Raw genomic sequence first — 20,310 nt, 5'->3', positions numbered from 1 at the left:
TCATAAGATATGGCTCTATTGTAGGGATCAATAAAAAAGCAAGTAACAGATTTTTTTAGCTGGATGAAGCTTATTATCCTGTAGAGCTTTCTCAGAGTGCTTGCTATTCCAGATATTAACCAACGTATTGCTATCCCTTTAAGAAGATATTTGAAAAGTTGTAAAGTATACTAAAAACCCCACTTCCGAACCTCCTCCCCTTGACTCTAACTCTTAACAAATGTCCACTTTAGCACCTTGATGGGGGCTTCTTGTAGTGCTTGAGCTAATTCGGTGCTACTCTCAAATTTTACCTGGGAGATATCGCAGGCTTCGACGTTGACTGTGAATTTATCGTCCTGGAAGGTTTTGATTTTAAGTTGAATTAATTTCTGAAGTCAGAAATGTTGATGTAGATATTGAAGGGCGATCGCTCTGACTTCTTTAGTGTGGCTTAATATTTATAGCATTCTCAATTGAGTGTTAGATAGTCTATTCTTCATGGCGCATATGTATCCACAGTACATGTTGTACCAAAATTAATGTCAGCAAATACTGCTAAGTTTAGATTCCCGACTTCTTAAAGAAGCCGAGAATCTTGGTGTCCAAAAATGATTTAAGATTGCTATAGGTTGAATATAGCTAAATTTTACCTAAAAAATCTTTGGTATGGGCAAACAACTCAATAATGACAAAATAAAGTGGGCTAGTTGCCCACCGGATGATTGAGAATTTTCAACACAACAATCTGTCAAAAACATTTGTGCCTCAATCAACCTATACTCTAACTACAGCTTATGCAATTAAGAGTGACTTGCTAGCGGATCAGCAACGTATTTGAATGTTGGCTCAGAATTCCAAGGGCCACGCTCATCCTTACCATTACCGTTTGTAGATAGGTTGTAGTAAAGAGCAACAGTTTCATCTGGCTTAACATTACCAAAGAATGGCTCTGTCAACTTACCCAGTGAATCTAGAGCTTTCATAAACATCTGAGTATGAGAAATTTCTCGTGTTAACAGATGGACTAATGTCTCTTGGGTTCCTTGGTCGGTTGCCAACTTGATCAATGCTTCGTAAGTCTGACGAGCACCGGCTTCTGCTGCAATGTTAGCTCTCAAATCACGCACTACATCTCCGCCTTCATTTAAGTAACTTGCAGTCCAAGTATTACCCTGGCTATCTAGAAAATGAGGCCCCACCCCTCTAACTGCAAATAGAGTGCTCTTAAAAGCCTCTGTTTGATCCACATCTTTGGTATGAGCTTCGATGAGTTTACCAACCATTTCTAAATGGCCGAATTCCTCGAGCGCAATATCTTGGAGCATGTCTCTAATTCCAGCATTTTCAACATGGAATGATTGAACCCAATATTGCAGGGCTGCGCTAAGTTCTCCAGTAGCTCCACCAAACTGCTCTAGAAGTAATTGAGCATAACGAGGATTTGGTTCACTAATCTTTACTGTATGGATCGGGTCTTTTTTGTGAAAAAACATACTGTTATTCTTCCGAAAATAGTGTTCTTACAGAATGGATCGACTGAATTTTTTATCTGCGAGGAATTTTCAAGTTTTTTCTAGCTAATTAGAGACTTTATATGTTTCTAAAGCTAGTTAGCTAGAAGACTGAAAAAACACAGCATTCGTCTAATGGTTGATAACTACCGATTAACAGTTAGGCATTGCTGCTTCTTCTGATTAATCCCCATAGATAAATAGCAGCAATTGCGCCGAGCACAGCCACTAAAACACCAGGAAGAGTTAAAGCAGCAGCCGCAGTATTTTGCAGAGTTCCTGCTTGTATCAAGGTAAATAGACTTCCACCGACAAAAGCACCAATGATACCCAAAACTATTGTCGAGATAGTTCCACCACCTTGATAATCAGGATGAGTAGCCTTAGCGATCGCACCTGCCAAAATTCCTAAAACTACCCAAGCAATAATACTCATAACTGCCTCAACCATTTCACTTATATATAACTTATCAACTTTTATTCACAATTCTTTCTACCACATGGGATAAATGCTAAATCCAAAAGTTAGACAAAAAACTTTACATCCAGATTAGATATAAATCTGCGCTTATACCATTAAAATGCTAAATAAAACTTTTTTCTAGATTAAGTCATGAATTATTCAAAATATAATCTTAGTCCTGATTGACTGGAAAAATAAATAATATTAAAAAATTAATTTATCTGATTTTATATCTATCTTAAGAGAGAAACACTTTATCTAACTTTTTGGGGATGCATCAAAAATATTTACTTATAAATAAAATGTATTTTTTTGATGATAATTCATCATTAATTATATATTATTGCACATAATAATCAACTAGGCTTATGTACAACTTTTATTTAACAACTTTATAAACTGAGCAAAGATTAATTTTCTTAATCACTAATGTTTTGCGAAAATTAGTATATGTAGGGGAGCCAGCCGTCTGGGCGGGTTTCCCGACTTGAGCGGACTGGCGTTGTGTTATCGCCCTTGAGTACGGCACCTAGAATCAGAGGTGGTGCGTTAGCCAAAGGCTAACGCACCCTACGTATATTTCAAAAATCAAATATCAGTCCTATAGCAATCCTAAATCATTCGTGAAAAGTTAGATCCCCGACAACTTTTACGAAGTCGGGGATTTGGACAGCGCAAATTTGAACGAAATCAGATAGGATTGCTATATCATATTCCCTCAACCGTTATTTTGAAGGTAGATTGAGGAGATAATATGTAGTCAAAATTTGCAGAAGTTACCTCAAATGGCACGGGAGAATTTTGTCTCTCGCGTTCTTGTGTGAGTATCAAATATGACGGCAATATTTCTGACTAATAATCTACCGATATCTGTAATATGGATATGATTTTTTGATAAACTGACCAGGCTATCGGCTTCTAATGGTTTTAACGCCTCTAGTTCATCAGAGAAATATTCATCAAAATTGATATGATATTTGTTTTCAATATCTTGCTTATGAAGCTGAAAGTGAGACATAATCCCCATGATTACATCCCGTCTGATAATATCATTTTGAGTAAGTTTGATACCTTTACTAACAGGTAAAGCACCCGCTGCAAGTGTTTGATAATAATCCTTTAATTCCTTGTGGTTTTGAGCATAAGCATCTTCTAGCATACTGATGGATGTAGCACCAAAACCAAACAGTTCTGTTTCAGCATGAGTAGTGTAACCCTGGAAGTTGCGCTTGAGAGTACCATTCCGTTGAGCGATCGCTAATTCATCATTAGTTTTAGCAAAATGATCCATCCCAATAAATAGATATTGGTTATTCGTTAATTCTTCAATGGTCATTTTCAGAATCTCTAACTTTTCCTCTGCTGGGGGTAGCGCCTCTTGAGGGATATTTTTTTGCGTCGGTTTGAGCCACGGTACATAGGCAAAGTTAAAAACAACAATTCGGTCAGGGTCTAACTCAATAGTCTTTTTCACCGTCTCCCGAAATGTCTCACGGGTTTGATAGGGTAAACCATAAATAAGGTCTACATTCACACTTTCAAAGTTAGCTTCTTTGACCCAACTCATGACATCAAAAAGCATTTCTTCTGGCTGGACACGATTAACAGCTACTTGAACTTGACGATTAAAATCCTGAATGCCAAAACTAATGCGGTTAAACCCAATCTGTCTGAGAAATAAAATGTAGTTTCTATCGATATAGCGGGGGTTAATCTCAATTGAGATTTCTGCTTGTGGATCGATGTTGAAATAGCGATTGATGTTTTTCCATAAATATTCTACTTGGTCACAATCCAAGTAATTAGGAGTACCGCCTCCCCAGTGGATTTGCAGCACTTTTCTGTCTGGATCGATTAAAGCGGAGGTGTTTTTGATGTCTTGAATTAAAGACTCTAGGTAAGGTTTGGCAATATTTTTGTTGTTGGAAATTACCGTGTTACAGCCACAGAAGTAGCAAGCACTTTGGCAAAAGGGGATGTGGAAATATAAAGAAAGAGGGGTTTTGCGTTGATTCGAGGCTGCGATCGCGGTCTTAAAATCAGTTTCAGTGAATGTTTCGCTTAACTCTGTAGCGGGCGGGTAACTGGTGTATCTGGGGGCGCGAGTGTCGTACTTTTGGATCAGATCCAGATCAAATTTGACACTAGGTAATACAAAAACCATTGGGTTGCTTTCCAATAAATGTGTGAGGGGAAGGGGGATGAGGGAGGCAAGAATAATTACTGATTCCTGACTTTTGTACAGAGGCGATTAATCGCGTCTCTCCTAACTCCTGTACAGAGGCGATTAATCGCGTCTCTACTCCTAACTCCTGTACAGAGGCGATTAATCGCGTCTCTACTCCTAAATTAGCCGCAGCTATTTCGGTGCTACCTGAATTCTGGGAACGAGTGAGGCTATTAAACAGAACTTGACCGAGTGCTTTGATTAAACTTCCCTCTAACTCCTGAGCCATCTGTAAATTGAACCGAAAGGCATTATTAGCTTCTGCAACAATCCGTTCTGCTGTTATATCATCAATGGATAATGCATTTAATGCCTGACGATACTTATCCTTAAATGCCTTTTTGTCAGGAATTTGCTCAAAATTGTAAAAGGACGTGCCTTCATAACCAGAAAGCTTCAGGGCTGACTGAGCAACTTTTTGTAGCATTTGACCCCCCTTAATCCCCCCTTTATAAGGCTACGGTGTACACTACAAGTCGAATTACCCCCCTCAATCCCCCCTTATAAAGGGGGGAAGCCGGAAATCTAGTTCCCTCACGCCACATGCTACCCTGCGGGAACGCTAAAAGCGAACAAGTCGGGCATTGCCCGCCCAACGCAGTGGCTCCCCTTTATAAGGGGAGGGTTAGGGTGGGGTAAAACCTTGGTTAATCAGATATTTCAGACTTGTGTGTACACCGTAGCCAATATATCGGGGGGATTAAGGGGGGTCTATTCGACTTATGCAAGAGGTCTACTGCATTATAATGTCGAGTTTAATCCCGATCGCATGTATGACGATTTGGGACACTGGATGTATTGCACAGAGGTTATGCGAGGAATTCTGGAATCCCTTGGGGTGTCCAGCAAAAACCTCTTCTGGTGTCCACCCAAAATACCGAAGGGGTGAGAAACTAGGTAGGAGCGTTCGCATTTGCTATTTCGGCGAACTCATTTGTTATTTCGGCGATCGCATTTGTTATTTCGGCGACTGGGTTGTTTGAGTGGCTGTGAAATGATCTGCCGATTACTTGCAGCTTGCTTTTGTCTCAAATCATCACAAATTGCTTGTAAGTCGTAGTTGAAAGCCTTTGCATGTTCTTCTCGTATTCTATAAATCTCTTCAAGAATTTCATCTTTCCACATATCTACTATCCCATTAGTAGCAGGACTTACGCACAAGTCATGGAAGAACGAACCACAGAGACACAGAGTACACGGAGGAATGAGAGTTTGAGAGGTTTTTTGCGTAAGTCCTAAGTAGGTAAGTTGTGCAATTATATTTGAGGCTCTTGCAAGAAAAGTTTTTAGCTTTAATTCTGTAGAACCTGTGCGATCGCCTGAGAAATCGGTAAGCCAGGACAGCGTTCTAACCAGAAAAACTCGCCAACTGGGTTAACTTCAAGAAATACATGACGACCATCAGGGGTCAAAATAATATCAATAGCTCCGTAGTTCAAACGAAATTCTGCCATGAGTTTGAGCAGTTTCTCTTCGACATCTTCAGGCAGAGTGTATGACTCCCAAGCATCGAGTAAGGCAATTCCCTGTTTGCGCCAATCGTAACGCGCCTGATCCAAAGCTTGAGAATCAACCGCAGCTGTCAGCACACGCTTACCAACAATAATTGTCCGCAATTCTAATGCCTTGGGGATTTTTTCTTGAAATGTCATTGGGCAGAAACGTAATCCATCAAGGTTGTCCAGATCCTCAGATGAAATTGGATTTGTAAACACAACTTTTTCTCGTCCTTGTTCATCGTAAATGGCAAAGGAAGAGAGCATCTTTGTAATCATTCCCTGCTTACACTCTTGGGCAAATTGCTTCACTGCCACTGAATTGTTTGTAGTCAGAGTGCGTGGCGTATCTAAACCGACCTCTCGTGCTATTTGTAATTGCAGTTGCTTATTTTCGGCTCGGCGAATATTTGGCAGAGGGTCGAGATGGAAACCCTTAATACTGGCAATCATTCCCTCAATGGTGACGCGAGATTCTTTCAGTGAGGCTTGTCTGAGTTGCTTGTCCATCGAGTCGGGAATTTTTGACCCAATTGCAATACGCCGATACCAAACTGCTGAGACTTCACTCAAATCTAATGTTTGGTCATCTACGAGCAGAGTAACTCGTTCACTTCCAGCATAGTAAACATCTAAAATGATTTCTGTGGGAAATCGGTCTGTGTCAAAACGAAATGCTTTCCCTCCTTGGGCTTCAATTGCCTGAATAACTAGAGGAATACTTTCGTTGTCTTCGCTGTGAGTAATGATTAAAACAGTCACGTCGCTTCGCTCCGAATTAAAAATTAAAAATTAAAAATTAACAAGCCCCTAAATTTATAAAGGCTGTCAGTTGGTTGTGAATTTTTAAGTAAGAGCATTTTGCTTAGGACTTTTTGAAAGTAGTGCAGATGCGATCGCATCTGCGATCGGGTATTCTAAATCTCTCTCCAGCATCCCCCACTCTCCTGTAGGATTAATTTCTAGAAAAACGTATTCCCCTGATGGCGTTTTGATGAAGTCAAATGCTCCAAAAATCAGTCCAAACCTTGCCATAAAAGCATCGAGGCAACGGATTAGTTTATCAGGTAATTGATAGGGTTGCCAGGTGAGAGCCTCTTTTGTCCCACGTCGCCAATCTTGGGTGGATGCTGCATACTCAGACGCATCCAGTGCGCCGACAAAGAGATTACCATTCACATACACTGCACGTAGTTCTAGCTGTTTGGGGATTTGTTCTTGAAACACAACTGGACAATAGCGCAGTGTTTCAGCATCAAGTAAGTCTTCTTCTTTAACGGCGCTGGTATACATGAAAAAAGAGGAGGCTTGCATCCCATAAGAAAGAGGTCTGAGTAACTTGGCAACCATTTTTCCTTTAACTTCCCCAAAAAACTCTCGTGCTTGTTGAGGATTGTTGGTGACGATAGTCCGAGGTATGACAAGACCAACTTCTGATGCAATTCTCAGTTGGCGTAGCTTGTTTTCAGCTGCACTAATCCGTTGTAAATCATCCACCCAGGTAGCTCCCCTCAGACTGTCCCAAAAGCCATCTAAGACTGCGAGTGATTCACTAGAGCAGGCTGCTTGGAATTGGGGAGCTAATTCTTTACCTAAATCAGGTTCCCAGATCCGTCGCATCCATACAGCTTGCACTTGCTCGGTGTTCAGGGAGCGTAGACGCGGAGCGGCTTGTCGTAAGACATCGCCATATTCCAGTTTATGATTACTCCCAGAGTTACTTAAATTCGCCTCGATTTGTACTGTCATTGGAAACTTATCAGTATTAAGGCGAAATGGCTGTGCGCCTCGTTTTGATACAGCTTCTGCAACTCTATCTATTGTAAAGTAATCACCACTATGGGTGATTAATAAAACTACATCACGGTCAACGTGCATAAAATATCTTCATTGAGTTCTTGTATTGTCAACTATTAAAAAAATAAAGCATTAAAAAAATAAACTTAGTTTTAATGGGAAGCCAACCCCTAGATGGAGTTGGCAAAGTTAACAGTGTTTTTCCTCTCAGAATATTTTTTAAAACAGCATCTCTGGTGTACTCAAAAGTATGCAGTTATTTTATTGCCGCTACATGCTCCTCGCTGTCTGAAGGGAACTTCAGAGTAGTAAAAACCTGTTCATCACTATCATAGGGATACTTTTCCGTTACTACATCATCTTTATCGGATGGGTACTTCCGAGTTTCCCTCAATTCATCTTTATGCTTATTAGTTACACCACAACTTCCACCGCCAATCCCTTCTGATTCTTGATCAGATAGGTCTTCAAAGCTTTGCCCTTCTAAAAATCGGGCAAAGAAGGGTACTGCTTGTGAATTTAGTTCTTCTGGTTTGTTTTCAGACATAATTTTTTCCTCAGGTGAAGTAATATAAATTTACACTGTCTCAATGATGTTACATAGTATTTCATCTATGATTAAGCATTAATTTCATGTGAAATTATTTGTAACATTTGTGTAAAAATACTTTTGATTCTCCTGTGCAAATATTCAATAGCCCAATGGATGGCGGAAATCACCAACCACTTTGTCAAGTTGTTGAGCGATCGCCAACAACTCCATCTCGCGCCATCGCTTTCCCACAATCTGCATTCCAATCGGTAAGCCATTGTGAGTTTGCCCTATGGGAATCACCACCGCCGGATGACCACTAAGATTAAATGGTATGGTGTAAGCCCCGTTTGCCACCGCATGAGGATAGGATTTGCCCTCAATATCAATGGCGCTCCAAGCCGGACGATGAGTAAATGCAGGGGTTGCTGTCACAGGAGTGAGCCATACATCCCATGCTTCTAGGGCTTCATCGATTTGGGCAATGAAGCGATCGCGCTCGGTGAGTGTCTCGAAATATCCTCTTAAACTGGGATTCAAAAGTTCTGGGAGAAAGCTACTGAAATTTCCCAATTTTCGGAGTTTTTTGTCGCCTTGAGTTGCGGTGCGAAAGAGTAACTCTAAACTGCGTCGCAGATTATAGCCATCCTTGGGTTGGGCGTAGTTGTTGATGTATGCTTCCATCCTCCCGTGGAGGTTCCACACTGTCGATAGATCAAAGTCTTTGGGAAGCCAGCGTTCAATATGAGTACCTGCTTGAGCAAGTTTTTGCACGACTGTCTGTACTGCGCCTCGAATTTGTGCAGCAACGGGAACCTCCACCCATTCATCAATCCAAGCAATTTTAAGATCCTGCAAAGACTTTCCAGATGGGGTATCAAGGGTTATCGGTGGCACATCTGGGCGACGCAGATCAGCACCAGCTATCAGTGAAAAACAAAGGCGAATATCTTCGAGCGATCGCCCAAAACAGCCAATAGTCAACATTTGTCGCAAACATAGCGGCATTCCCGGTACTTCAGGGATACTTCCTGCGGTGGAAATCCGGCGATCTGTTGGCTTTAAACCATACACACCACAGAAAGTTGCAGGCTGGCGCACGGAACCCGCAATATCGTTGCCTATATCTAATGGTGAAAGTCCGGCTGCAACAGCAGCGGCACTGCCTCCAGAACTACCACCTGCTGTGTAGTCAAGATTCCAGGGATTATTTACCCGGGGAAACAGAGAATTTGTACTTTGAAAATCACCAGCCAGTTCGGCCATGTTCGTTTTTCCCAGGATAACGGCTCCTGCTGCCCGCAGCCTTGCTACAACGGTGGCATCTTGTTGAGGAATGTAGTCTTTGAGAGGAATATAACCTGCTGTGGTACGGAGTCCAACTGTTTCAAAAATGTCTTTTATCGTTACAGGAACACCGTGCAGAGCGCCCCAGTGTTCTCCTCTGGCTAGGGCTTCATCAGCAAGCTTGGCTGTAGCACGAGCATTGTCTTCGTCTAACGTGCAAATCGCATTCAGCTTTGAGTTATGTTTAAAAATCTGCGCCAGGTAAGCATCGAACACTTCAAGAGCAGAGACTTGGCGATCGCGAATCATCTGAGCAAGTTGATGAGCGGGTAGGAAAACTAAGTCACTCATAGGTCGATTTCACCTCATTAATCCAGTCTTTGATTGCGATAAAGCCTTTGTTTCCCGTAGCAACCGCCAAGGTGAATAAGGCAAGGCACAGAGCGAGGCTATGGCACTTTATAGACTAACTTTTCCCTGTTTATTATATTTTTACTAATATTACTAAATGCTTAATAATTCTACAGCACAATTAATCGTTCCTGAAACCTTCAGGACTTACGCAATAACTCTCTGAAACTCTTATTCCTTTGTGTCCTTCTCTACGAGACGCTGCGCGAATGCGTCCTTTGCGGTTCGTTTTATCATGATTTTGCGTAAGTCCTGACCTTAAAAAAACTCCCTACTTTTCCTACATGAATTCCATACGAGTAGGAATTCATAACTACTGGTTGTTAGGCTGAGAAATCAAGTACACACACTGAATTCTACGCAGAAACCTGTTTCTACCAAAAATCGTTTGAATAGTTCTCACAGGGAGCTTCATTAAAACTATACATAAGAAGCACTGGGGTTGTGGTAAGTTTACGCCAGACAAAATTTGTTTCTCAATTTGCGCTTACAAATAATACCCCTTTTTGAAGAAATTTCCGATCATGTTTAGACAAGTTGCTTTTAATGGTATTACGGTAAAAGCTCCCAAGGTACATGCAGCTTCATTTGGATCGATTTCTCAAATTTATGCCTTTGGCGATAGCTATTCAGATAACGGAGCAGCATTGCAAATTTCAACCAATGCCGTTAATGCAGGTGTGCCCGATTCAACTCTTTTACCTGCCGATCCAGCTTTAGGATTGTATGATGTAGGGGGACGCTGGACTAATGGATCAACAGCAGTTGAAGTGTTAGCTAGAAACCTCCAACTAAACCTGACAGATTACGCGGTGGGTGGTGCTAAGAGTGGAAATGGAAATTATCACACTTGGCTAGATCCATACCAAAATACTGGCGTATTCGGTCAAATAGACCAATACAAGGCAGGACTTCAGGGACAAACTGCCGATAAGAATGCTCTATATATTATCTTCGCCTCAGCAAATGACTACTTCCAGTATAATGACTTTAATCAGCCTGGTACAATTACACAACTTTCCGCCCAAGCTGTAAGCAATATTGAAGAAGACGTGTCTAAACTAGCTGCACTAGGTGCAAAGCAATTTTTGGTAGTGAATTCTTTAAATCCTGCTATAGTGCCTGCGATAGTAGATGAAAATAAAGTTGATCAAGCAACTGAGTTTAGGGATTCATTTAATACGCTTCTTCGCTCCCGATTAAATGCTCTTAGTCAGCAGTTAGGCGTTGAAATTGCTGACTACGATTATACTGGCATTAGTAACTTGATTCGCTCCAAACCAGGAGACTATGGTTTGATCAATGTGAATGATCCTTGCCAACCTACCTTTCCTGAGATTAAGCCTGCGTGTTCAACACCCGATCAATACTATTTCTGGGATGAATATCATCCAACTCGTCGTACACATGAAATTATCGGTGAGGACATGACGAAGTTTGTGGTATCTCAACAAGTAAAATAAAAGCAGTACCTGAACCATCCAATGTTCTCAGTTTGGTCTTTACTTTGGGTGTGATCGGCACAGTTACCAGACGTAAGAGAATATTATCTGGCCCAGCCACCATCAATAATTTTTCCCAAGTCCAAAAGACACTTCATTATTAAATTGACAACTTGTCTGATTAAACTCTCAATCGCACCACTACCAATAGGTAGTTTTTTTGCTAAAATCCTAGCGTAATTTAAACGCCCTTCACCATATGCACCTAAAATATAATCTCTCTGTGAAACTGTTGTTTTACAACGCTCTCCAGTGGCTGAAATGATAAATTCATCTGCTTTATTAAGTTTAAAACATTAGCTTTTTTTAAAGTTTTGCGTGCTTTTTGAAACCAAGATTTACGTTTTTTTTCATCATTAAAAGTAGCATCTGCAAATCTTTGTAAATGTTCGCTGACGTGATAAAAATCATATTCCAGATTTAGGGCGAGTAGTTGGTGCTGGTGCTGACTTATTTTGCAGAATTGCAATTTCTCTCTGTGCATCTTGATAACTATCTTTTTCTCCTTGCTGTTGGAATAGTTTTGCAGCTTTTTTGAAATCTGCGATCGCTCCCTGTTTATTTTTCTGCTTGGTGCGAATCACACCTCGGTTATAGTAGGCTAAGGCATTGTTAGCATTAATGGCGATCGCTCGTGAATAATCCTGATTTGCAGCTTTTTTATTTCCCAGTTCGAGATAAGCATTACCACGGTTATTGTAAGCTGTTATATTATTAGGATCTAGTTTCAGGACTTCGGTGTAATCTTCAATAGCGCCTTTATAATCTCCGAAAGAAAAGCGGTGAATACCTCTGTGGATATAAGCTGCAATAAATTTAGGATCAATCTGTAAAATAGCGTTGTAATCTTCAGTAGCTTCGAGTTTATCTCCCAGATCACTGTAAACATCACCACGATTAAGATAAGCTTCTATGTATTTAGGATTGATGCTAATTGCATCCGTGTAATCTTTAAGCGCTATATATTTTTGTTTATTGAGAGATTGAGTTAAACCCCTTTGATAATAAGCTTTGGCATCACTAGGATTAATCTTAATTACTGTATCAAAATCTTGGATTGCTCCAAGTCTTTGTCTGAGGCGACGGCGGAGAATCCCTCGCTGCAAGTAGGCTTCGCTATACTGAGGCTTAAGAGCGATCGCTTTGCTAAAATCTCCAATTGCGCCTTTATTATCCTTGAGTTGGGCACGGGCTAACCCCCGGCCATAGTAAGCATATCCATTCTCAGAATTTAACTTAATTGCTTGGGTATAGTCAGCGATCGCTTCTTTGTATTTGTTTAATTCAGAAAAAGCAAATCCTCGGTCAAAATAGGCATTAGCATCTTGAGGATTGAGTAAAATGGCTTGGCTAGAGTCTGCTTGTGCTTGCTCATAGTCTCCTAATCGATAATAAGCATCGCCTCGCCGATTATAAGCCAAAGCGTTATGTGGATCTAATTCAATAACCTGATTGAAATCTTCAACTGCTCCTTCATAGTTTCCTGCGTCATATTTATTTACTCCTTCTTGATATAATTGTTGTTGAGCATCACTTACAGGTTTTAGTGAATGCAAAAACCATGCTCCAACACCAAGTGTGATACAGCCAGCTACCCCCGCTAGAATTAGTAATAATTTTTTATCATGCTGTTTTTGCTGATCGCGATCAACATTTGTTATATTTTTCAGATCGTCTAAAACTTCGGTCGCATACTGGTAGCGCTTACGATAGTCAAAACGCACCATCCTATTAAGAATTTTTGCTAATTTTCTGTTAATTTTTATATTTTTGTGACGCCAAACTATTTCACCTGTTAGCTTATTTTTCTGACTTTGCAGTTGAGATATTTCCTTTGCTGGTAAACCTAGAAGTGCTGCGATCGCAACTATACCTAAAGCATATATATCGCTGTTGTATTTGAGGTTGCCGTTAACTTGTTCTCTAGGCATATATTCGAGATTATCAACGGTTTTAGTAATGGCTTCGTTAACAATAGCAAAATCAACTAAAACTAACTTTTTATCTGACTCACGACGAATAATATTTGCTGGTTTAATATCCTGATGAATTATCCCATAACTATGTACAATCCTCAAAATTTCTAATATCTCTGATAAAAGAAGAATAACTTGGTCTTCGCTCAGAGGTTGTCCCTGGATAATTTCATTAGTTAAAGGATTACCGGGGATAAATTCTTGGACTATATAGAATTTTTCATTTTCTTCAAAACAAGCAATTAACTTTTGAATTTTCTTGTGTTCCTGTCCTAGTTTTTCTAAAGTTGCTGTCTTACTGGCAAACAAGCGACGCAGGATGGTTAAAGTTTGAGGATTGCTACTATGCGGACATAACTGCTTTACTACAAATTGGCTGCCAGGAAGATTAACATCTTCAACTAGATATGTTTTCCCCTTTTCACGATCATTGAGAACTTTTAGTATTCGATAACGTCCATCTAAGAAATGACTATTCATCAATATAAATATAGTTTTATAAATTGTTTGATTATAGCTTAGGTGTTATTAATGTTAAAAATTAAAAATCAGATAAATGTGTAGACTGCTACGGCGTAGTTCGAGGAACCTCTCCCACCTAGCCTCCCTCTCTTTGTAGGCTACGGTGGACACACAAGTTCTAAAAACCTAGCTTAATCAGGCTTCCCTCGTTCCCTCGTTCCCATGCTCTGACATGGGAATGGGAATGCATTCATTGAGGCTCTGACTCAATATCTAACTTGAGGCAGAGCCTCTAATCAGCCATTCCTATGCGGAGCATAGGAACGAGAGAAATCTCTCCCTGCTTTGGGGAGAGGTTTGGAGAGGAGTCATATCAAATCTATCGAACTCACGTTAACAATACAGGTCGATGTTATGCCATTGTAAGTCGATATTATGCCATTGCAGGTCAATATTATGCCATTGCAAGTCGATATTATGCCATTGCAGGTCGATGTTATGCCATTGTAAGTCGATACATTAACAATGCGGCCGATGCATTAACATTGCAGGTCGATGCATTAGCAATGCAAGCAGAAAATAGTCTCTGTACGCACAACAAAGAGGGAGTTAGAGTCAGATTTTACGCTGGCACGACAAATTTCTCACTACCAGCCAGTCCAAAGGCTGCATGAATGGCTTGCAAAGCTTTAACACCTTGCTCTTGCGCCACGACACAACTAATTTTGATTTCTGAAGTGGCAATCATTTGAATATTAATTTGTTGTTGGGCTAAAGCTTCAAACATTTTAGCGGCGACACCTGGTTGTCCTACCATACCTGCACCGACAATACTCACCTTAGCGATCGCACTATCTAAAACAACTTCACCCCATCCTAATTCTGCCGCTACTTGGGTGAGCATTTGTTTTGCATTTTCCCCATCCAGCCGCGAGATTGTGAAGGCAATATCCCGCCTGGGAACACCATCAATTACTCGACAGCGCTGAGATTGGATAATCATATCAACGCTGATATTATGTTGCGCTAATAGTCCAAACAGCTTCGCCGCCATCCCCGGACGATCTAGCAATTGGCGAATAGCAAGACGCGCTTGGTTCAAATCTAAAGCAACGCCGCGAACGGGAGGAGTGGGGGAGGAGTGAGGAGAGACGCGATTAATCGCGTCTGTATAGGGGTTAGCAGGAGAGACGCGATTAATCGCGTCTGTACAAGGGTTAGGAGTTAGAAGTTCTCCGCTTTTTGCTTCGATCTCAAAGGCGGTGCAGAGTGCTAGGACGGCGCGATCGCATTCGGCTGTATTTACTACGCAACTTACTTTCACTTCGCTGGTGGAAATCATTTGAATGTTCACCCCAGCTGCTGCTAAGGTGGCGAACATCTTCGCAGCCACACCAGGACGCCCAATCATTCCTGCGCCTGCGATGCTGACTTTGGCAATGTTATGTTCTACCATTACCTCGGCTTCGTCAAATTTGGGGTTAGATTGACTCCTGAGTGCTGGGGCGATCGCTGCTGTTACTGCTTCTGCCCGTTTTAATATTGGTGTGGTGACCGTAAAGGCAATGTCATTACTGTTACCTTCATGAATTGACTGAATAATCAAATCTACGTCTACTTTTTGCCGAGAAATTTCGCCAAATAACCTTGCTGCTACGCCTGGTTTGTCAGGTACGCGCAATAAAGCGACCTTTGCTTGGTCAGTGTCAAATTCTACATGATCCACCGGACGGGCAATTTCTAAATTGATCAGCGATCGCCCTTGGGGTTTAGCTGATGTTACCCAAGTACCGGGGTCATCCGTCCAGCTAGACCTAACTACAAGGGGAACACCATAGTTACGAGCAATTTCCACAGCGCGGGGATGTAGCACTTTTGCGCCCAAGCTAGCTAGTTCCAACATTTCATTGCAGGTGATGGCATCCATCAACTGAGCTTCGGCAACTAAGCGGGGATCTGTAGTTAAAATACCGGGAACATCTGTATAAATTTCACAAAAATTTGCTCGTAATGCAGCTGCGATCGCCACCGCCGAAGTGTCGGAACCACCACGACCCAAAGTCGTAATTTCCATCTCTCCAGCGCTAGATGTGCCTTGGAAGCCAGCTACTACAACTACTTTACCTTCATTTATGTGGCGAGTTAGGCGAGTAGTTTCAATATGCAAAATCCGAGCGCGGCTGTGTTCTGCTTCAGTAACAATTCCTACCTGAGCGCCAGTCATCGAGATTGCAGGCTGTCCGAGTTCCTGCAATGCCATACTGAGTAAGGCGATCGTTACTTGTTCGCCAGTAGAAAGCAGCATATCCATTTCCCGGCGGTTAGGATTTGGAGAAATTTCAGTAGCTAGTTTGACGAGTCCATCGGTGGTTTTGCCCATTGCCGAAACCACTACGACAATAGAGTTTCCAGCTTTAACAGTTTTATAAACACGCTGTGCAACAGCTTGAATCCGTTCGACTGAACCGACAGATGTACCACCGTATTTCTGAACTATGAGCGCCATAACTTTTTATTTAATCAATTGTGCCTGCTTTCATCAACGCTTCCGCCTGGTAAGGAAGCCTTCAAGGCTTATCAGTTATATAGTTTACTAAATATCGCGGCGAATGCCCCATCATAATTAGATTATTCAAAAACTACATCTTCGTAGAGTGCTGCCATTGTTTCCTCAAAATCCACGCTGTTGAGTCGAAATGATTCATGTTCTGCTGTGTAGGATTGTAAAACCCACAACCCTTGCTCATTGCGTCGAAAACACTCAACTCGTTGACGCTTTGTATTAATTAAAACATATTCTTGCAGACTTTCCAGGGTTTGATAATCAGCGAATTTGTCGCCCCGGTCAAAGGCTTCAGTAGAATTAGATAAAACTTCGACAATTAAACAGGGAAATCTTTTATAACCTGGCGTTTCTTGATCTCGTCGATCGCAAGTAACCATCACATCGGGATAATAAAAGCGATTTAGAGATTCAATTCTGGCTTTCATGTCAGCGATGTAAACACGCCTTCCAGAGCCGCGCAGATGATTACGGAGGAAAGATGCCAGGTTAAGAGCAATGGTAACGTGTGGATCTAGCGCTCCAGCCATTGCGTAAATGTAGCCGTCTATATATTCATGCTTGATATTGCTCTGTTCCTCCACTTGGAGGTATTCTTCAACGGTGACGTAGTTTTGTTGGGGCGAGGCTATCATAGTTTAATATATCTAGTTTGAGTTTGGAGCAAATTCACGCTACTATTACTTACTATCTCCATAATCCCGCCAATATCGCAGCTTATCTGTCACGTCTGGCAACATGGCGTGAGCAGCGTTACCAAGAATCGATGAGCTTTTTTACAACTTTCTCTAAAGAAAAGCGATCGCCTCTAGCAGTCAGGGCAAACGCATCTAAATTACTCTCGATCGCAAACAAGGTTAGGACTTACGCAAGAACTCTCTGAAACTCTTATTTCTCCGTGCCCTCTGCGGACTCTGCGGTTCGATTTTCCATTACCTGTGCGTAAGTCCTGAAGGTTAAGAACCAACGACAAAATCGGCATTTCTCGTTTGGTTTAGTTTCTAAAACTTAAAGCGATGTCTACGACGGGCTATGACGCTCGTTCGCCCTTGGCGTCTCCCCTTGGGAGAAGACTCGCTAACGCTTCTCTACGAGACGCTGCGCGAACGCTATCGGCGTTACTAAATTTATGTGAATAAGCGGCGATTAATACAATTACTTTCCAGCCGATTGAGAATAAAATCTTCTTGTTGATATGATGCATTTGCCCTGCACTGATGGTTGATTAAACAGCGTCCACCTTGAAAACTGTAGTTCTTTCCATATGAACAGAAAAAACCCTCATCCCCCAGCCCCTTCTCCCAATAATGGGAGAAGGGGAGCTAGAAAGAAGTCCCTCTCCCTACTTGGGAGAGGGATTTAGGGTGAGGGCAAAAACTACAGTTCTCAACATAGATGAAGTTCAGTTTGCAGTCGTTATATGAAATCATCAGTCATTACTGAACGGATATATAGTCAAGCTCACTAACTTTGCATTTCCCCCTGTTGTATACATTTTGAACTGTTTATTGGATGCATCAGGAAAGAATAAACCGCTTAACACGATTCGTCCATCGCCGGCAAACACTTCTACCGAACTTCGATCCACGAGAATCCGAAGTTTTAAGATGCTATTATTCTTACCAGATACCACAACAGGCACCTGAGCGATCTGCGATCTTGTACTGGGTTGGGCGTTCTTTGAACCTGACATGAGTCGCTGAACTATTGGTGCTGCAAGCGGAACAGAGGTAGACAACCATTGACCGATAAACCCAGACTCTTGTTGAGTTAATTCTGAAGTCGAACCACCCGCTTCAGAAGCAGAGCGCGTTAGTGATAGCTCTCCCTTGTCAGCACCAGTACGTCGCCATGTCAACACCATTCCTTGCCCTGTATCACCCGCTCGAAGCTGAATCTTGATTTGGGAGTTGACTTTGGGCAAACCCGCGACATCAATTGCTAGGTCAGCATCGAATGCCGTGGAACGAAAATTCTTCAGTTCATCTGGTGTCCTGTTGGTCAGGGGTTTATCCCGTAGCCGAGTAACACGCCCAAGCGCAGAATTTCTTAAAGCCGCTAGTTCTTGAACTGGAGTTTGAGTCAGCCAATAGGTGCCATTATCTCTAATCAGCCCCAAATCTCGCGGAATGCTCAAGTGTCCTCGCCAAGGCGTTGTTGGAACTTGGTGGGCGTAATGCCAATTATTTTGCCAGGCCGCTAAGATTCGTCGTCCTGGAGTGTTAGACCAGGTTTGAGGTGCATAAAAATCTGACCCAAAATCTAAAAGTCGAGGCTGTGACTCCTGCTTGAACTGCTTACCATCAAATTCGCCGATGATATAGAGACTACGTGAGGTAAAATTTCGTGACCTTTCACATTGCTTTTTCAGGGCAGGGGCAGTGAGCGGCATTCCGGTACTGTCTCGAAAACCCTGGCAGGCCACGGGCGGGAGGAACCCTTCGCTATAGGTCAGCACCCACTTGGTTTCGTTAGTCTTTGAATTGCTCACGGGTAACTCAATCAAATCTGGGGTTTCGACAAAAGGGCCTAAAGTGGTGAGGCTGCTGTAGAGCGGGAGAGAGGACAGGAGATTCCACTGTTTGAGATTCGCAGACTCGTAAAGCTCGATTTTGTCTCCAACAGCTAATACCATGATCCAGCGCCCCTTATAGGGGAATACCTTCGGATCTCGAAAATCTGGTTTCGGAGGTGTCAAGTTAGGCAATACACTCTCCGGTGCTTTAAAGGATTCGCCTCCATCGCAGCTAGCAGCAAGCCATTGATCCTGGAGGGTGATAATCGGAGTGTTCTTCGTGAATATGGAAGCAACACAAAGGTTTGAGCAGTCGCAGGATGACTGTTTTGCAGCTTCACCACTAACGACTACAGCCGACCCCGAAAAGGGAGACCAGACTTGATTTTGATCGTCACTACTGCCAAGAAGATCCATCGGCGGATTGAACATAGCGTCTCTGCGCCCAGACCAGTGAACCAAATCAGTGCTAACCGCATGTCCCCAGTTTAGTTGACCTCCATTATCCCGGGAGAACGGAACTGCTTGATAATAGAGATGGTACGTCCCATTTACGTAGACAAGACCGTTGGGATCATTCATCCATCCCCATGAGGGGGCAAAATGAAACAAAGGTCTCCATGAACTGTTGGGATATGCCTGCACATTCAGCCGAACCGTTTCAGAACCTCCCTTGGAGTAATAAAGGTTTGGGGCGATTTGAACCGTCAGGTTAAAATTCTGATCTTTAGGAACATCGAGAGACACAGCAACTTCCAGTACAACCTGCCCTTTGGCTCTACCCTGTGCAATTCCTTTCTTACTAAGAAGCCTGACACCAATTCGTGCATCTGAGGAAGCGACCGAAGTCGCAAAATCAATCCCATCTCCTATGACAGTAATACGACGTGTTTCACCTTGATGAACACCACCACCTCCAACAACCTTTTCGATCGCAGACCGAGCAGGAGCAGGAAAAATCAACAAAGCTGCGGTCGCATAGAGCATAGAAACAATACGCACCTTCATCACTCTTCTCCAAAGAATATCCCTACAATTCCGGCTGAAACTTCACCACCTTGACGCAAGGAAGTGAATGGATGCATTATATAGTTTTAAATTTTCATAGTAAAATTTAATCCAGCAAACAAAGCTTCCACTCTTCTAAAAATTAATAACTCCTAACAATTTGGACTTTATTTTGCTTGCCGAAAACACCAAAATGAGAAAGTAAAAGCTGCTTTTGCTTGCGGAAAACACTAAAATGTGAAACTAAAAGCTGCTTTTGAGTATGTAAAAGCTTCTTTTGCTTGCGGAAAACACCAAAATGTGAAACTAAAAGCTGCTTTTGAGTAAGTAATCAGGGATTTTTACTTAGTTCAATATGAATTTTAATTTAGGCGATCGCAAATCTAACTTTTAACTTGATACGCTTTGCACAAAACTTGCCTATTCTTGATTTGAGGAAAGGCGATCGCGTAAATCTGCCAAATTTCCACGCACAGTAACAGTATTAGGATGATTTGCACCTAACCAAGGCTCTAAAATATCTAAAGCTTGGATGAAAAGGGGTTCAGCTTCGCTGTATCTGCCTTGGGAGTAGTAGA

At 42.0% G+C, this 20,310-nt stretch carries 16 protein-coding genes and 3 pseudogenes; 3 read left to right on the top strand and 16 right to left on the bottom strand.

What is annotated here, in order from left to right; all coding sequences use genetic code 11:
* Nucleotides 1-206 precede the first annotated feature (206 nt).
* From Q0541_RS31245 to Q0541_RS31200, 10 genes and pseudogenes are all read right to left on the bottom strand, one after another.
* Nucleotides 207-368: pseudogene (locus Q0541_RS31245) on the bottom strand (DUF3891 domain-containing protein); the annotation flags it as partial.
* 414 nt (nucleotides 369-782) lie between these two features.
* The gene (locus Q0541_RS31240; protein WP_298920296.1) at nucleotides 783-1,475 is read right to left on the bottom strand and encodes a manganese catalase family protein; all 693 of its coding nucleotides are present in this window, start codon (nucleotides 1,473-1,475) and stop codon (nucleotides 783-785) included.
* A gap of 178 nt (nucleotides 1,476-1,653) precedes the next feature.
* Nucleotides 1,654-1,929 (bottom strand): GlsB/YeaQ/YmgE family stress response membrane protein, encoded by a 276-nt coding sequence (locus Q0541_RS31235; protein WP_298920294.1) that lies wholly within the window; start codon nucleotides 1,927-1,929, stop codon nucleotides 1,654-1,656.
* A gap of 808 nt (nucleotides 1,930-2,737) precedes the next feature.
* Nucleotides 2,738-4,120: an oxygen-independent coproporphyrinogen III oxidase gene (hemN, locus tag Q0541_RS31230; RefSeq protein WP_298920291.1), complete on the bottom strand. Its 1,383-nt coding sequence runs from the start codon at nucleotides 4,118-4,120 to the stop codon at nucleotides 2,738-2,740.
* Nucleotides 4,121-4,304: 184 nt separating this feature from the next.
* A pseudogene (locus Q0541_RS31225) lies at nucleotides 4,305-4,625 on the bottom strand (biliverdin-producing heme oxygenase); the annotation flags it as partial.
* Nucleotides 4,626-5,113: 488 nt separating this feature from the next.
* Nucleotides 5,114-5,308, bottom strand: coding sequence for a hypothetical protein (locus tag Q0541_RS31220; RefSeq protein ID WP_298920289.1), 195 nt, complete (start codon nucleotides 5,306-5,308; stop codon nucleotides 5,114-5,116).
* Between the two features lie 167 nt (nucleotides 5,309-5,475).
* Nucleotides 5,476-6,441 carry an MvdD family ATP-grasp ribosomal peptide maturase gene (locus Q0541_RS31215; protein WP_298920288.1) on the bottom strand — a complete coding sequence of 322 codons (966 nt, stop codon included), beginning with the start codon at nucleotides 6,439-6,441 and terminating at the stop codon, nucleotides 5,476-5,478.
* 84 nt (nucleotides 6,442-6,525) lie between these two features.
* Nucleotides 6,526-7,557, bottom strand: coding sequence for an MvdC family ATP-grasp ribosomal peptide maturase (locus tag Q0541_RS31210; protein WP_298920286.1), 1,032 nt, complete (start codon nucleotides 7,555-7,557; stop codon nucleotides 6,526-6,528).
* 175 nt (nucleotides 7,558-7,732) lie between these two features.
* Nucleotides 7,733-8,023 (bottom strand): microviridin/marinostatin family tricyclic proteinase inhibitor, encoded by a 291-nt coding sequence (locus tag Q0541_RS31205; protein WP_298920284.1) that lies wholly within the window; start codon nucleotides 8,021-8,023, stop codon nucleotides 7,733-7,735.
* A 144-nt stretch (nucleotides 8,024-8,167) separates the two neighbouring features.
* Nucleotides 8,168-9,646 carry an amidase gene (locus tag Q0541_RS31200; protein ID WP_298920282.1) on the bottom strand — a complete coding sequence of 493 codons (1,479 nt, stop codon included), beginning with the start codon at nucleotides 9,644-9,646 and terminating at the stop codon, nucleotides 8,168-8,170.
* A gap of 584 nt (nucleotides 9,647-10,230) precedes the next feature.
* Here Q0541_RS31200 and Q0541_RS31195 point away from each other — a divergent pair.
* Together Q0541_RS31195 and Q0541_RS34670 are read left to right on the top strand one after the other, a co-directional pair.
* Nucleotides 10,231-11,169 carry an SGNH/GDSL hydrolase family protein gene (locus Q0541_RS31195; protein ID WP_298920280.1) on the top strand — a complete coding sequence of 313 codons (939 nt, stop codon included), beginning with the start codon at nucleotides 10,231-10,233 and terminating at the stop codon, nucleotides 11,167-11,169.
* Nucleotides 11,151-11,312 (top strand): PEP-CTERM sorting domain-containing protein, encoded by a 162-nt coding sequence (locus tag Q0541_RS34670; protein ID WP_366941947.1) that lies wholly within the window; start codon nucleotides 11,151-11,153, stop codon nucleotides 11,310-11,312. Before Q0541_RS31195 ends, Q0541_RS34670 begins: the two co-directional genes overlap by 19 nt.
* Here the strand turns inward: Q0541_RS34670 and Q0541_RS31190 are convergent.
* From Q0541_RS31190 to Q0541_RS31175, 4 genes and pseudogenes are all read right to left on the bottom strand, one after another.
* A pseudogene (locus Q0541_RS31190) lies at nucleotides 11,301-11,617 on the bottom strand (ISLre2 family transposase); the annotation flags it as partial. The gene Q0541_RS34670 and the pseudogene Q0541_RS31190 overlap by 12 nt on opposite strands.
* Nucleotides 11,616-13,664, bottom strand: coding sequence for a tetratricopeptide repeat protein (locus Q0541_RS31185; RefSeq protein ID WP_298920278.1), 2,049 nt, complete (start codon nucleotides 13,662-13,664; stop codon nucleotides 11,616-11,618). The gene Q0541_RS31185 and the pseudogene Q0541_RS31190, both read right to left, overlap by 2 nt.
* A 604-nt stretch (nucleotides 13,665-14,268) precedes the next feature.
* Nucleotides 14,269-16,152, bottom strand: a complete 1,884-nt coding sequence (locus Q0541_RS31180; RefSeq protein ID WP_298920276.1) for an aspartate kinase — start codon at nucleotides 16,150-16,152, stop codon at nucleotides 14,269-14,271.
* A gap of 122 nt (nucleotides 16,153-16,274) precedes the next feature.
* Nucleotides 16,275-16,844, bottom strand: a complete 570-nt coding sequence (locus tag Q0541_RS31175; RefSeq protein ID WP_298920273.1) for a Uma2 family endonuclease — start codon at nucleotides 16,842-16,844, stop codon at nucleotides 16,275-16,277.
* Nucleotides 16,845-16,867: 23 nt separating this feature from the next.
* On the opposite strand from Q0541_RS31175, the gene Q0541_RS31170 reads away from it, so the two are divergent.
* Nucleotides 16,868-17,092, top strand: coding sequence for a hypothetical protein (locus tag Q0541_RS31170; RefSeq protein ID WP_298920268.1), 225 nt, complete (start codon nucleotides 16,868-16,870; stop codon nucleotides 17,090-17,092).
* A 546-nt stretch (nucleotides 17,093-17,638) separates the two neighbouring features.
* On the opposite strand, the gene Q0541_RS31165 is transcribed toward Q0541_RS31170, so the two are convergent.
* Together Q0541_RS31165 and Q0541_RS31160 are read right to left on the bottom strand one after the other, a co-directional pair.
* Complete coding sequence (locus tag Q0541_RS31165) at nucleotides 17,639-19,732, bottom strand: glycoside hydrolase family 32 protein (RefSeq protein WP_298920266.1); 2,094 nt, start codon at nucleotides 19,730-19,732, stop codon at nucleotides 17,639-17,641.
* Nucleotides 19,733-20,152: 420 nt separating this feature from the next.
* A partial coding sequence (locus Q0541_RS31160) for a tetratricopeptide repeat protein (protein WP_298920319.1) occupies nucleotides 20,153-20,310 on the bottom strand: 158 nt, incomplete at its 5' end.

Source organism: uncultured Nostoc sp. (assembly GCF_937863485.1).
Classification (GTDB): Bacteria; Cyanobacteriota; Cyanobacteriia; order Cyanobacteriales; family Nostocaceae; genus Nostoc.
This window is presented reverse-complemented; position numbering and strand designations above follow the sequence as displayed.

Excerpts from the sequence above, each read along its gene's own strand:
- Q0541_RS31240 (WP_298920296.1), bottom strand. The coding sequence starts at position 1,475 with ATGTTTTTTCACAAAAAAGACCCGATCCATACAGTAAAGATTAGTGAA.
- Q0541_RS31235 (WP_298920294.1), bottom strand. The coding sequence starts at position 1,929 with ATGAGTATTATTGCTTGGGTAGTTTTAGGAATTTTGGCAGGTGCGATC.
- hemN (WP_298920291.1), bottom strand. The coding sequence starts at position 4,120 with ATGGTTTTTGTATTACCTAGTGTCAAATTTGATCTGGATCTGATCCAA.
- Q0541_RS31220 (WP_298920289.1), bottom strand. The coding sequence starts at position 5,308 with ATGTGGAAAGATGAAATTCTTGAAGAGATTTATAGAATACGAGAAGAA.
- Q0541_RS31210 (WP_298920286.1), bottom strand. The coding sequence starts at position 7,557 with ATGCACGTTGACCGTGATGTAGTTTTATTAATCACCCATAGTGGTGAT.
- Q0541_RS31205 (WP_298920284.1), bottom strand. The coding sequence starts at position 8,023 with ATGTCTGAAAACAAACCAGAAGAACTAAATTCACAAGCAGTACCCTTC.
- Q0541_RS31200 (WP_298920282.1), bottom strand. The coding sequence starts at position 9,646 with ATGAGTGACTTAGTTTTCCTACCCGCTCATCAACTTGCTCAGATGATT.
- Q0541_RS31195 (WP_298920280.1), top strand. The coding sequence starts at position 10,231 with ATGTTTAGACAAGTTGCTTTTAATGGTATTACGGTAAAAGCTCCCAAG.
- Q0541_RS31185 (WP_298920278.1), bottom strand. The coding sequence starts at position 13,664 with ATGAATAGTCATTTCTTAGATGGACGTTATCGAATACTAAAAGTTCTC.
- Q0541_RS31180 (WP_298920276.1), bottom strand. The coding sequence starts at position 16,152 with ATGGCGCTCATAGTTCAGAAATACGGTGGTACATCTGTCGGTTCAGTC.
- Q0541_RS31175 (WP_298920273.1), bottom strand. The coding sequence starts at position 16,844 with ATGATAGCCTCGCCCCAACAAAACTACGTCACCGTTGAAGAATACCTC.
- Q0541_RS31165 (WP_298920266.1), bottom strand. The coding sequence starts at position 19,732 with ATGAAGGTGCGTATTGTTTCTATGCTCTATGCGACCGCAGCTTTGTTG.